The sequence below is a fragment of the Aeromonas sp. QDB31 genome, from assembly GCF_027707605.1.
GTDB lineage: Bacteria > Pseudomonadota > Gammaproteobacteria > Enterobacterales > Aeromonadaceae > Aeromonas > Aeromonas media.
The window spans coordinates 1-13,027 of sequence record NZ_JAPCIX010000040.1 but is presented as its reverse complement, the minus strand read 5'-3'; the positions used below and the strand labels follow the sequence as shown (position 1 = coordinate 13,027).

At 55.5% G+C, this 13,027-nt stretch carries 13 protein-coding genes; 10 read left to right on the top strand and 3 right to left on the bottom strand.

Annotation, left to right across the window (positions count from 1 at the left end; all coding sequences use genetic code 11):
• The 6 genes from PG898_RS20775 to PG898_RS20750 all read left to right on the top strand — a co-directional run.
• Positions 1 to 1,027 (top strand): phosphoribosyltransferase (locus PG898_RS20775; protein ID WP_270824973.1); only part of this gene is annotated, 1,027 nt, incomplete at its 5' end.
• A 129-nt stretch (positions 1,028 to 1,156) separates the two neighbouring features.
• Positions 1,157 to 2,224 (top strand): DNA-binding protein, encoded by a 1,068-nt coding sequence (locus PG898_RS20770; protein WP_032494806.1) that lies wholly within the window; start codon positions 1,157 to 1,159, stop codon positions 2,222 to 2,224.
• A gap of 80 nt (positions 2,225 to 2,304) precedes the next feature.
• On the top strand, positions 2,305 to 2,616 hold the full coding sequence (locus PG898_RS20765) for a TrfB-related DNA-binding protein (RefSeq protein ID WP_012477883.1): 312 nt from the start codon (positions 2,305 to 2,307) through the stop codon (positions 2,614 to 2,616).
• Positions 2,617 to 2,620: 4 nt separating this feature from the next.
• The gene (locus PG898_RS20760; RefSeq protein WP_011191311.1) at positions 2,621 to 3,373 is read left to right on the top strand and encodes a ParA family protein; all 753 of its coding nucleotides are present in this window, start codon (positions 2,621 to 2,623) and stop codon (positions 3,371 to 3,373) included.
• On the top strand, positions 3,370 to 4,614 hold the full coding sequence (locus PG898_RS20755) for a ParB/RepB/Spo0J family partition protein (protein WP_058687780.1): 1,245 nt from the start codon (positions 3,370 to 3,372) through the stop codon (positions 4,612 to 4,614). Before PG898_RS20760 ends, PG898_RS20755 begins: the two co-directional genes overlap by 4 nt.
• 2 nt (positions 4,615 to 4,616) lie before the next feature.
• Positions 4,617 to 4,844, top strand: coding sequence for a hypothetical protein (locus tag PG898_RS20750; protein WP_012477884.1), 228 nt, complete (start codon positions 4,617 to 4,619; stop codon positions 4,842 to 4,844).
• Between the two features lie 125 nt (positions 4,845 to 4,969).
• Here PG898_RS20750 and PG898_RS20745 read toward each other — a convergent pair whose 3' ends face one another.
• Together PG898_RS20745 and PG898_RS20740 are read right to left on the bottom strand one after the other, a co-directional pair.
• A complete protein-coding gene (locus PG898_RS20745; protein WP_077897378.1) occupies positions 4,970 to 5,617 on the bottom strand; it encodes a SprT-like domain-containing protein in 648 nt (215 codons plus the stop codon).
• A gap of 283 nt (positions 5,618 to 5,900) precedes the next feature.
• Positions 5,901 to 6,557, bottom strand: a complete 657-nt coding sequence (locus tag PG898_RS20740) for a quinolone resistance pentapeptide repeat protein QnrS2 (protein WP_012537714.1) — start codon at positions 6,555 to 6,557, stop codon at positions 5,901 to 5,903.
• Between the two features lie 635 nt (positions 6,558 to 7,192).
• Here PG898_RS20740 and PG898_RS20735 point away from each other — a divergent pair.
• From PG898_RS20735 to PG898_RS20725, 4 genes are all read left to right on the top strand, one after another.
• Entirely contained in the window at positions 7,193 to 8,137 is a 945-nt protein-coding gene (locus tag PG898_RS20735; RefSeq protein WP_270824972.1) for a plasmid mobilization protein, read from the top strand.
• Positions 8,115 to 10,328: a relaxase/mobilization nuclease domain-containing protein gene (locus tag PG898_RS20730; protein WP_270824971.1), complete on the top strand. Its 2,214-nt coding sequence runs from the start codon at positions 8,115 to 8,117 to the stop codon at positions 10,326 to 10,328. Before PG898_RS20735 ends, PG898_RS20730 begins: the two co-directional genes overlap by 23 nt.
• Before the next feature lie 356 nt (positions 10,329 to 10,684).
• Entirely contained in the window at positions 10,685 to 11,014 is a 330-nt protein-coding gene (locus PG898_RS21385) for an AbiTii domain-containing protein (protein WP_275124728.1), read from the top strand.
• Complete coding sequence (locus PG898_RS20725; RefSeq protein WP_414627598.1) at positions 10,921 to 11,379, top strand: AbiTii domain-containing protein; 459 nt, start codon at positions 10,921 to 10,923, stop codon at positions 11,377 to 11,379. Before PG898_RS21385 ends, PG898_RS20725 begins: the two co-directional genes overlap by 94 nt.
• A 404-nt stretch (positions 11,380 to 11,783) precedes the next feature.
• Here the strand turns inward: PG898_RS20725 and PG898_RS20720 are convergent, their stop codons facing one another.
• Positions 11,784 to 12,614 carry a replication protein RepA gene (locus tag PG898_RS20720; RefSeq protein ID WP_270824969.1) on the bottom strand — a complete coding sequence of 277 codons (831 nt, stop codon included), beginning with the start codon at positions 12,612 to 12,614 and terminating at the stop codon, positions 11,784 to 11,786.
• Positions 12,615 to 13,027 lie beyond the last annotated feature (413 nt).

The following is a 13,027-nucleotide window of genomic DNA, read 5'->3' as shown; positions in this document are numbered from 1 at the left end:
CCCGGCAGTAGTGAGGAACGGCGATCTAAAGGATCTCTCTAAAGAACCTGAATACGAAGCCGCCAAACATGGCGACCCTGCCGCCGCCTTGGCCATTGCCAGGCGTTTGATGAAACCGGAGACGGTCGATTCAGTGAAGGCCATGATAGGCGACCAGAAACCCAAGGTTGTGCCTGTCCTGGCTGTTGAGTCAGGGGGAAACAACAAGATCCCGTTAATGGCCGCGCATGTGCTCGCTGACCGTCTAGGGCTTGAGGTTGAATACAGCATTGTCCAAGCGGAAAAGGTCGGTCGTACAAACTCAAATGCTGATCATCGGCTGGCCATTAACCCGGCTTTTGTCGGGGAGGTCGAGCGTGACCAGCCTTATCTGATTGTCGATGATACGCTGGCGATGGGCGGCACCTTGGCCAGCTTGAGGGGCTACATTGAGAACAGAGGCGGCAAGGTCTTAGGGGCCGCTGTAATGACCGCTCACCCCGGATCGGTTGATATGCCTGTTAAGCCTCAAATGTTGGCAGCAATTGAGCAGAAGCACGGCAAGGCAATGGATGAATATTGGAGGTCTACATTTGGCTATGGAATCGAACAACTCACCCAAGGCGAAGCCGGACACCTCAGAAAAGCATTATCAGTTGACGCCATCAGAGATCGAATCACTGCGGCAAGAGATGCGGCAGGCTGGGGAATGGGCAAAAGCGGAGCTGAAGCGCCTGAACGCCCAGGAAAGCAAGAGTTAACGCCAGAACAGGCGAAGGCCGAAGACTTCAGGCAGCTATCAAACCAAGAGCTTCTGAAGAAGTATCCCGGCGATAAGGCGATCCAGGATGCCGCAAGCGTGTACGCTGTCGCGGATAAGTTCGCCCAGGTAAAAATTCAAGACGATGCAGAACGGGGGCGATTCGTTGACTCAGTAAGGGCGCGACTCGCTGATAACCTGGCCCTCGGGAAGGATAACCCAACCCCGAAGATTGCCGAGGCTGTAGAGCCCAAGCCCCGGAACCATGAAGACGATCTAGAGCGGTGAAGCCGCTACCCTGTCACCGACCCCGGCCATTGCGCCGGGTTTTTTTTGTTCGTTTTTCACTCCGTTGTATTGTATGTATTGTATGTATTGTATTAAAATACAATACATACAATACAGGGAGCCGAAGCCATGACCATGATTAAGCCTGAAATGAAAGAAAAGATCGTCCGAGCTGCTGAATCACTTCGATCTGAAGGGGTAGCAAAGCCAACAAATGAGCAGGTGCGCGAGCGCATGGGCGGCGGCTCTTTGTCTCATATCTCGCCGGTTATGCGTGAGTGGCGGGCCTCTCAAGAGCAATCGGACATTGTTGTAATTGAGCTGCCGGGGGAGCTGAAAGCCGGGTTTGATCGTGTGGCTGCCGAGTTGTGGCAGGTGGCTAGTAAATTGGCTGCTGCTGATATTGAAGCGGTTAAAGCTCATGCCGCCGAGCATGTGGCTATGGCAGATCAGGAGCGTGATGAAGCCCTGGACGAAGTGGCCCGCCTGGAAAGTGAACTAGATCGCTGTCGTGTTGCTGTGAGCGAAAAGGAGGCCGAGACTCGGGCCGCCCTCTCTGAAAAGATCACTATCGAGCAGAAGGCAATCGGCTTGGCTTCAGAGGTTGAGCGGCTGACTCAGGAACTCGCCGCTTGTCGCCAGTCTATCGAGTCGTTTACCTCTGATAATGCCACGCTCACCGCGAACCTGAAGGCGGCCAACCAGGAGATCGACAAGCTGGCCAAAGCCAACCAGGACAACCAGGGCAGCATCGAGGCGCTGAAGGAAGAACGGGCCACGCTCACCGCGAACCTGAAGGCAGCCAACCAGGAGATCGACAAGCTGGCCAAGGCCAACCAGGACAACCAGGGCAGCATCGAGGCGCTGAAGGAAGAACGGGCCACGCTCACCGCGAACCTGAAGGCGGCCAACCAGGAGATCGACAAGCTGGCCAAGGCCAACCAGGACAATCAGGGCAGCATCGAGGCGCTGAAGGAAGAACGGGCCACGCTCACCGCAAGCCTGAAGGCAGCCAACCAGGAGATCGGCAAGCTGGCCAAGGCCAACCAGGACAACCAGGGCAGCATCGAGGCGCTGAAGGAAGAACGGGCCACGCTCACCGCAAGCCTGAAGGCAGCCAACCAGGAGATCGACAAGTTGACTAAGCCAGCAGCGAAACGCCAACAGAAAAAAGACGCAGCCGACACCAAAGAGTAACCCCTATCTATTGACGTAAACAGATAAAGTGTTATCTTTAAACGGCGGCCAAAATGGCCGCCTGTGATAGGGTGAAGGTCATGGCGCTGACCAACGAGGAATTTGAATCAGCACTAAAACACCTTCCCCGCCGCTTGGCTGCCAAGAATGTTGAGATCGCCAGGGCAATCCTGGTGCAGGGGCGGCGGCAGGTTGATTTAGTGAAAGAGTCCGGCCTAAGCCGTTCGGCGGTAGCGGCTTTGGTTAGGAAGGTGCGCCAAGCGCACGAAAAGCACGGCACCCCTCCGGCGGGCTGGGTACGTGTTTCGGTATGTGTGCCGGTCGATATGGCCCCAATAGTTAAGGCCATCGAGGATGAGGCATATAAACAGGCTAATAAACCAAAGGGTTGAGCATATGAAAATTGTTACTGTATCGAATCAAAAAGGTGGCGTTGGCAAGTCCACTACAGCGGTTCATCTGGCTATGGCGTTGCGCGAAAAGGGTATGCGTGTCGTCTTTGTTGACCTTGATCCGCAAGCGAACGCGACGAAGACCCTTACCGTATCCGGGAGCCCTGTAGCATTGGCCGCTAGTGCTCTTTTTGGCGTCGAGCCTTTCAGTCTGGCGGCGGGAGACGCTATTACCCTAATCGAGGCCGATCCCCTGATGGCTGATATGGAACGGGCTGATCCTGCCGTCCTAGCCAACTTTAAAAAGCAGGTGGCCACGCTGGCCAGCGAGTTTGATTTTTGCATCATCGACACCCCGCCGACTTTGGGCCTTCGCATGACTGCCGCCCTGATTGTGGCCAACTACGTGCTTTCCCCTATCGAGCTGGAAGAATACTCAATCGACGGGATCGAGAAGATGCTAAAAACCGTCTTCGGGGTAAAGAACAAGTGGAACCCGGATCTTAATTTCCTGGGTATGCTCCCCAACCGCTTCAATCCGCGCAGCGAAGCCCAACGGGAAACGCTCAAGCAACTGTTGAGCAAATATGCTCACCTGCTGATTGCCGCCAAGATTGGCATCCGTTCATCTATTCCCGAGGCGCTTTCTGAAGGTAAGCCGGTCTGGCATCTGAAGAAAACCGCAGCACGGGAGGCAGCTAAAGAGTTCCAGGAAGCCTTTAGCATTATCTTTGAAAAAATGGGGGTGGCTGAATGAGTGGTAAAGGGGCAGACCTCAGCGGGCTGGATTCGTTCAACCTGTCCGACCTGATGGGCGGGCCTGGTGCCGCGCCAGTAGAGGCGGCGGAACCAGAGAATAACAACCTGCTGATTCGTGAAGTACCGATCAGCAAAATCCATCCAGACCCTAACAACAGTCGCCAGCGAGTAGACCCGGCAAAAATCACCGAACTGGCCGACTCTATGAAGGCGGTCAGTAAGGTAACAGGCAAACAACGGGGGGTGAAAAACCCCCTTAGCCTGAAGCCTCACCCGGAGCTTGAAGGCGAGTTTATGATTAACGCCGGTTATCGGCGTTACCTGGCCGCACAGGAAGCGGGCCTTGATACCGTCCCGGCGTTTATCGACTCTGACGCCGACGAGTACGATAACGCCGTCGATAACATTCAACGGGAGGGGCTGACGGCCCTCGAAATGGCCCACTTCATCCAGCGTCAAATCGACAACGGAGACAAGAAATCAGAGATTGCCGGAAAGCTGGGTAAGCCCGCTTCGTTCGTGTCTGACCATATCAGCTTTTTCGAGTTGCCGGATTGCATTCGTGAGCTGTACGACTCGGGCCGATGCGTGTCCGTTCAAGCCTTGGCTATCCTGCATCGTTCATTCAAGAACTACCCCGACGAGGTGGAAACCTATTGCATCGAAAGCATGGTTGCCGAGGATGGGGACGAACTGACAACGGCAGACGTTCGCCGCTTCTGTAATGACCTGAAGAACCCGAGCACGGAGCCGGACAGTGACGACCAGGGCGGCGCAGGCTTGCCAGGTGCAGACGGCGACAAAGAGCCGGACAGTGACGACCAGGGCGGCGCAGGCTGGCCAGGTGCAGGCGGCGACAAAGAGCCGGACAGTGACGACCAGGGCGGCGCAGGCTGGCCAGGTGCAGGCGGCGACAAGGAGCCGGACAGTGACGACCAGGGCGGCGCAGGCTGGCCAGGTGAAGGCGATAAGGACAAGCAACAGCCGTTGACCATCGACGGTGCCCCGATTGGCGGGGGCGGGCCGGATGCGGCGGCTAATGCCCTGCTGAACGCTGACGAGCAACAAGGCAAAATCAAGAAGCCGATCATTCAGGTGCGCTATGACGAGCGACCGGCTCGCCTGTTGTCCAGTCGCCGCGCTGCATATGGTTTGGGCTGGCTGAAGTACGACGACGACGGGGAAGAAATCGAAGTTGATCTGAACCAAGTTCAGCTTGTTGCTGTTATCGAGGGCTGACCATGACGGCAAAAGCGAAAACCTACTTTGCCGCTGCTGTTGCCGTTGGAGTGCTGTTGTTGTTCGCGGCCTATCCATTGCTGAAGGACAGTCAAACCCTGTTGGCCTGGCTGGCCATTATTGCAACGGTGGCCGTGCTTGTGCTGGCGGTGCCGTCGAGAATAGGCCGCAGCTTTTACCAGGCGACGTTAGCCGCCTGGCGCAAGCTGGCAAATGGCGGGAACAACTGAAGTCACAGAACGAACAAGGGGGCCAAAATCGGCCCCCTTACTTTTGGCGTTTAATCTAGCCCTTGGGGCGTGGTGAACTAGCGAAGTCTGTTCACCACGAACCGAGGGCCGACAAGCGAAGCGCGTCAGTTAGCGGCCTCAAAAGCCGTGTCACAGTCTCCGCATAGGACGTTTAGGCCAGGCTTGCCCCAAATGTTCGCCTGGCAGAGCGGGCAAGTATATTTTTCCCGATTCGACTTATTCGGGCGCTCCCCTGGCTCAAATGTGATTTCTCCATCCTCAACAGAGATCCCAGCCAGCCCCATGATAGAAAGATCCCCGGCCATTTCATCGGTGGTGCCGTTGGCGATTGCTGCCATCAGCTTTTCACGACTGGGGAAGCGATCCATCCAACTGATCCGATAGTCATCCGTCATCAGGCTTTCATATGCTTCCAAGAAGCGCCCGCCCTCAATGGCATAATCCGCCATCTTGTCGCCGGTTCGTGCTCCACCAGGTGCGCCGGTGCTGCTTGGCATTAGTCCGATAGCTTCCATGAAGTCGGCCCATTCCTTGTTGTGATAGCCACGCCGCCCAGGCTTGCCGAAATGGTGCTGCCATAGGTGGCACATTTCGTGGCAAAGCGTTTGCATAATTTCTTCGGGGGGGCATACGGCGAAGTAAGCCGGATTCATGGCGATTTCGTCCGTCCGGGTTCCTTGGGAGTTAACGAACCTCTCCGGGCTGAAATAGCCATAGGTTTGTTTTTCTCGTTGGAGGTGTAGGAGAGGAATAAAGTTTCATACTAAGCAGTCAAGTAACCCTGTTTGTACCGTTCTAAATGATACTCACCCAGAAATAAAGATTCATACTAATTCCTACTACAAAATCTGAGTCACGCTACAACTGAGTAATAAAGTATCATACTGGTTGTCTTGAGCATCCACAGATTGATTGGCCCCATTCAAACACGTTTCTGGACAAGAATGAGCTAGAAGTATTGATCTAGCTCTGGTGATTTGAATTAGAAAATGTATTAATGTTGTGTATAGTTTATCAGCAGGTATTCGTAAGCATCTAGTCAGGAAAAACAACAATACCCAACGCTTCGAGAAGCTGTTCTTGTTGCCAGCTGGCAATTTTGATACCTGATGTATCGACTTTTCGAGGATCTAAACCGTCGAGTTCGGCGTGACATAAATTAGCACCCTGTAGGCTAAACTGTCCCCAGACATCTTCAGAAAAAACACCTCGACTTAAGTCTGACTCTTTCAGTGATGCGCCCGCGAGGTGAGTCCCTATCCAGCGATTTTCAAACAGCTCACATTTTTCTAAACAGACCCGCTCCATATTGGCATAAGACAGGTTACATCCAGTAATAAAGGCTGAGCAAAAGTACATACGATTACTCACTTGATTGGCAAAGTTTGCTCGGGAAAAGTTGGCCCCTTTTAAATCACACTCACGTAACTCAATACCGTAGCAATTGGCGTTACTAAAGTTTGCCATCGCAAGCTGGCATTGTTGGAAACTTGCATCGCGAAGGTCTGCGACATCAAAATGGCAACCTTCGATATCACCCTGTTCAATGAACTTGCAGTTAATAAATGTCGCATCACGCAAGTTAGCACGTCGAAAATCGCATCGGATAAAGGTGCAAGCAGTGAAAGTAATATCACTTAGATCTTGATGTGAAAAACTGTGGTGTCGATATGTGTGACGGTAGGTTTCCATGTTGACTCCTATGATGAACTGGACGCAACACTACCATCAAAGCCACATCACATCACCAAAATAAAAACACTAAAAATCAAGATCTTAAAAACCCTCATTTTGCCTATTTTAAGGGGGTAAAATAGCGCCCTGAGCCTCTATGTTAACGTTCAAAGTACGCGGCACCATTGAAAAAAGTTATCCGCTTAAAAAGCCACAGAGAAAAGGAACCCAATAGATTACTGATGTCCGCCATTAGGTAAAGTAACCTTAAACGGAAGCCTGCAATTTGAAGTAGATACAAGGTCTAAGAAGGAATGGGGCATAAACGTTTTAGAAATGGCAGTGTACTCTGATCGCTGCCATTTAAGTATGAATCTTTAATACTCAGTATGATTCTTTATTACTTAGTAACGAAACTTTATTCTACTCACACAGGAGGGTGATCAGGCAATCGGGCAGGACACCATCAAACAGCTCGTTGTTAAAGTGATCATATGCCCGCTGTAGTTCGTCGTAAGCCTGCAATGTTGGTTTCATCTAGTGCCCTGCTCCGTGTATTGGATTGCACAATCTATAACCATTATGCGGCAGCCTTTTGGATTGCACAATCCAAAGTTAGGGGAAGCCGACGAGCCAGGGAGCCCCGCGACCTGGTGAGCCTGGCCGAAGGCCAAAAGCCACTGCAAAACCGAAAAATTTCGTACGTACGAAAAAACATGGGGGGGTTAGAACTAGGGCAGGACGGCCATTGTATGACACATGCCGGAACGCCTCGCGCCCCGACCTGTATCATTCAATGGACGCCACTTGTTCGGCGCTGCGCTTCTCACAAGATGGCTCTTTCGTCCTGCCCCCTCGCGCCGGGGGTGGCGTTTGCAGCTTGCTATCAAGCAGTTTTCAAGGGGGTCGCAAGGGTGCCGTTCGTTTGCATTGGCGATGAGCCGCTTACAGCAAAGCTCGCGCTGCGGTTACAGTCAGATGAGCGCGATGCGCTGCGTGCCGAGGCGGATGCACGTGGTGTCAGCATGAGCGCCCTTGTCCGTGATCTGTACTTCGGCGCTGCCGTTGTCAGTGATGTGAATCGTGATCTGGTTGCAGAGTTGATCCGGCTTGGTGCTGTAGTTCGCTCCGCATGGGATTCTGCCGGTGCAAGCCAGTCACCCTACTTCCCACCTCTCGCGGAGGCCATTGTTGATCTGCAAAAGTTCGCTCGGACGCTGGCCGGAAAGATCAAGCCGAGCCGCGTCCGGCATGATCGCGCCGCTGATGTTGTCGAGTTCGTTGGAAAGTCAGATGGCGTGGCACTGGAAGCTATTGTGACGTTGCGTCTTCTGCCCGCAGAAAAAGACCAACTTGCGTTGGATGCGGAGATGGCGGGTATTACACCCGGCGCACTCGTTCGACGTCGGATATTCGGTCGCCCGGTGTCTGCGAACATAAATCGCGTGATGCAGCGGCGTATCCGGTCGCTGATGGCGATGTTGCAACATTTCCTCGCAGAGCATCGTAGTCGGGACTACCCAGAGATTCATACGACGCGGAGTGTACTGGCGGCGCTCTTCAAGAGGCTGGGACATGATCTCAAAGCACATTCGTAACCCAGATGCGAAGGCCGCGAAGCATCGTCGCATTATCAAGCTGGTCGAGTACATCCTCAACCCACAGACTGAGAGCGCGACGGAGAAATGCGTCTATCACGGCGCACGCGGGTTCATCACTGCTGAACGGTCGATGCAGCTTGGCGAGATGATCGCACTTTCGGAAGATGCCACGCGAAGCAAGAACACTGTGGAGCATTTTGTTCTGAGCTTGCGGGAGGGTGAGAAGCCGACACCTGAGCAGGTCGAGGAGATGATAACGATCTGGCTCAGGGAACTTGGGTTGAGCGATTGTCAGATTATCTATGGTCTGCACGAGGACACTGATAACTACCACCTGCACATAGCAGTCAACCGAATGCACCCTGAGCGACTGGAGTGCATCAAGATCAACGGTGGCTTCTCGAGGGAAGCGGAGCATCGGGCGATTGCATTGATCGAGCACGCGCAAGGCTGGAAGTCCGAGAAAAATGCTCGATACACGGTACTTCCAGACGGCACGCTGGCCTACCGAGGCGAGAACGGTGAGGCTGTGCCGGATGCGGGCTGGTCGGCTGATTTGGCACTCAGACGGCGGCAAACCGATGACCGTAAAGAGCTGCGGCGACGGCATGAGCGTGAGCGGCGAGAGTTGGAGGCTGTTGAAGCTACGAAGGCGCAGCGGCAGGCGGCGCTCGATGAGCTGAGAACACGCCAGCTTGCTGAGCAGTTGGCGCAGAAAACGCAGCAGAAGGCGGAGCGCGTGGCATTGCGTAGCGCCCTCCCCGCCTCTCGGACACGTGAAAATGTCGCGATCAGCCAGCGAGCCATCGACATCGAAACTCGCACAGGCGTGCAGAGCGCCGAGCGTACCGCCAAAGAGGTTGCCGGGCCGATCTTGCGGTCGGCATCGAGTTGGGCGCAGTTGCACGCGGAGCTGGCCGCCGTGGGGTGCCGCTTCGAGCGCGAAGGGAGCGGTGCATTGATCTGGGTTGGAGACACGCCCGTCAAGGCCAGCCAAGCCTGCCGAAAGTCATCCTTGCCTAAGTTGGAGAAGCGTCTGGGTGCATATGAGCCTGCTCCCGAAGGGATGGTGATTTCAGAGCGGGAGTTGGAGCCACTCAAGCCGGATGCCCCTCGCATGAGCGACTACATGCGCGAGCGGCGGCAGTACGAGCGGGAGCGGAAACAGGAAACGGCAGCACTGCGCGAGCGTCATCGGTTGGAGCAAGAGGCGGCGTGGTCACGCTACGAAGTGCGGCGCGATGCACTGCTGGCTGGCCATGCGGGCAGGAATCGGTATGCCTTGGGCGCTGTTGCACGCGCTGAGTGGCTGGCCGAGCGGGATGAGCTGATCCAGCGGCAGAGCGGCGAGCGTCACCGGCTGCGGAAACGGTTGCCAGCTTTTCCCGGCGTGGAGGACTGGTATCGGCGACTGGATGAGCCAGGACTGGCCGAACTTTGGCGACATCGAAATAGCGATCAGGCGCTGCTGGTCGGCGATGCGGACACCCCTGCCCTGCCCCCTCGGGACATCCGGGCGTTCGTGGCCGAGGTGTGTGGGCGTCAGGTTGTATTCCGGCGACTGGATGATGCAGGCCCTGCATTTGTTGATTGTGGTCGGCGGATCGACGTGACTGCCTCGAATGATCGTGATGCGGCACGGGCGGCGCTGCAACTGGCGAAGGCGAAGTGGGGGCGGGTCACGGTCAGCGGGCCACCTGAGTATCAGCAGATGATGCTGGAGCTGGCTGCGGAGATGGGGGTGCAGATTGCAAACCCCGAGCTGCAAGAGCGGCTGAATGTGGAGATCGAACGCCGCAGGCCCGTCCCAGTGCCAACGGCAAAGCCAGACTGGTCACGGTATCGGTCAGTGGCTTCCGGTGGTGTGTGCTCCCCTGCTCGAATGACTGGCGAGCGCGATCCGCGGTGGCCTCAATTTGAGCGGGCCATGCTCCAGATCGGGCAGTTCGAGCTGGGTGTGTCGGCTGTGGTGCTGATGGGACAGCTTGAGATTGCCAAGGGCACGGTGACTGAGTGTCTTGACGCTGCGGAGCGGTCTGGCAGGTCGGTTGATGACGTGGCCCGCGAGCTGGCCACCGCAGCAGCGCGAGCCGAGGCCGAGGCATTTCAGCGACAGCTTGACGCGGCTGAACGAGAGCAGGCGCGTCCTGACATGCACCCCGACGAGCCTGAGGGGCCGGGTTGGTGAGGGGGCGATTCAGCGTGGACTCTGCTCTATATACGCCCTCATCTTGAGATAGCTATATATCTTTTAAGATAGCTAGCTATCTAAATATGGTGGTGAGAGTGTGTTGGGATGGTGTGCGCTTGGTGGTTAGAAGGTGGTGACAAGGTGGTCAGATGGTGCTGTCTGTGTGGTGACTGCGTGGCGGGATGGTGGCTTGGTGTTGCCTTCCACCTTGTTACCACAATGCCGCCACATAGCTTCATAGCTAGCTAGATAGCTATCAGAGAGGATGGGTGCAAAAGCGGTGCGACTGCTCCCGAAATGACGGATGATAACGAGCTAGATATATAGCTAGCTATCAAGAATTTGGAGGAAGGATGCCTGCTCTTGTCCCGGAACTGGTGAATGCGGCAATTGATGCCTCGGTGTCGCCCGGCGATTTGTTACGTCGGGCGCTGGTTGTTGCGCGGCGTCTGGCCGTGCCTGAGCTGGTCGATTGGATCAGCAGCGAACTGAACGGCTACTACTCAGGAGAAGTGCCGGACTATCGTCGGGTACAGGGGCAGTTGATGGCTGAAAACCCGATTCATGGCCCGATCCCGTTTTTTCCACCGTGCAGGTGCAGGGTGTCATCGAGAAGGTGCGGAGTCGGGTGCTCGAATGGGCGCTTGATCTGGAGGCTAAAGGCGTGCTCGGGGAAGGCATGACGTTCACTCAGCAGGAGAAGCAGACTGTGCAGCAGCATTACCACTTCGGAGACGTAAGCGGCTCCCAAATTCAGATCGGATCGAATAGCTCTAACCAGACCCAGACTCAAACAGGCGGTGACATGGCTGCGTTGTCAGCCTTGATTGAGCTGCTGCGCGATGCCATCCAGCAGGGACGCATCGAAGCCGAGGTGCGCGATGAATTGCAGGCAGAGCTGGCGACATTGCAGGCTCAGGCTGCATCGCCAAAGCCGAAGTGGGCCGTCATCAAGGCGACCGCAGAGAGCATCAAAGCCGTGTTGGAAAACGCGGCAGGTAGCGTGCTTGCGGCGCAGGCGCTACCGTACCTGACGGCGCTGCTGTGATAGCTATCTAGCTAGCTTTGCTGGGGATGGGCCAGAAACGACAGACCCGCCAGAAGGCGGGTCTGTCGAGGTATTGGGGTGGCCCTGCATAACATGGCCAGAACGAACCTAGTGTCATCACCAGTATGGTGGGGCGCGGTTGATAGCTATATAGCTATCTATCAGTGTTCAAAAAACGGTGGCAAAGCAGGCAGTGAGCGGCATTTGTTTGTGTTTCATCGTAGGAATAGTTAGTGTTTCATCGTGGATAACTTTTCTCTGGAGAGACGAAACCCAGTGCTGACGCGGGTTGCAGAATTGTTTGTGTTTCATCGTGGATAACTCCGGCAATCCACAGGCTTGTTCGACTGGGCGGCAGTCGTCCGGGCACAAAAAACCCGGCCTGAGCCGGGTTGGTGTGATAGTCAGTCTGGACTTGGGAGAACGTGTGGCGGTGACGGTAGCAGGATGAGGGTGCCCTTGGTGGTTCGGAACTTAGCCTCGCGATAGACGCTGGAAACCATCCGCAGGCACGTCTTGAAGTTGGTGATGAAGTTCTTGAGTCCTTGCTCGTGGTCGGCGTAGTTGGCACCAAACTGCCACTTGAGTTGCTTCCAACTGATCGGGGTCGGTGCAGAGATCGAGTTGTAGCGGTAGGTCAACCAGATGTAGATGTCGATGGCCAGCGGCGAGCGCAGCTTGTGCAGCACTCGAAGGTCGATGGGGACGCTGTGCGCGATGCACTCATCAAAGAACTTCTGCGAGAGCGTCAGTTCGCTTTCCCACGGGGACTTTGCGTCCGGGTCGTGCGGGTTCCACAGCAACATGCCACTGTCGGTCATGGTGACATTGCGCCAATGGAACTGAGAGTCGGGAGCGCCGATAAGGGTGATGTGGGAGGTGAACAGTCGCTTGGCCTGCTCGGTAAGACGGGTCAGGTCGCCGCGTGAGCCGCCGCTCGTGCTCAGCCCGAGCTTCTTGGCGAACTCGTTTTTCGAGCGCCCCAAGGAGATCACGGGTTCCTTCGTCCGTTTGGCCTCGGTGCAGAGGAACGCCGTGATAAGGCGTGGCATCTTTCCGTAGGGGAGGCCGATGTCCGGGTCGTTCAGGATCGTGAGGGAGAGGTCGCCGTTCCTGCGCTTGAACACAGCGCCTTCGATCGCGCTGTGTGGCAGCGAGGCGTAGATCATCGCCGTCGAGATGACCCCGAGTTGGTTGTGATCCTTGGTTGGTTTCTCTTCTATATCAAGGGACAACTGGAATAGGTCGATTTCGCCTTGGCTCTTGGGGCGATCCGACCAGTTGACCGCAGGCCGTCCGCGCTTCTTCTTCTGGGGGGCATCTTGCGGGGCAGGCAGTGCTGCCTGCTGGGGCTGCTGCGGTGGGGTCGGAAGATCGTCGAAGAGGTCTGCTTCGACGGAGGAGGTTTTCGGGGACGGGGCGCGTCAGCGCAGCTACTTGTTTTAGATATACTTGTAAGAAAGAGCTACTTGAAAGAAAGAGCTACTTGAAAGAAAGAGCTACTTGAAAGAAAGAGCTACTTGGGCGCGGGTGGGTGGTGCCCGGAAAGCCCCACTGGGCGGGGGTTGTTAGTGTTTCATCGTAACCCGGCAAGTGTTCAGCAAACGGTGGTTTGTTGGACAGTTGCCGCAAGGGGCGGTTTTTGTCA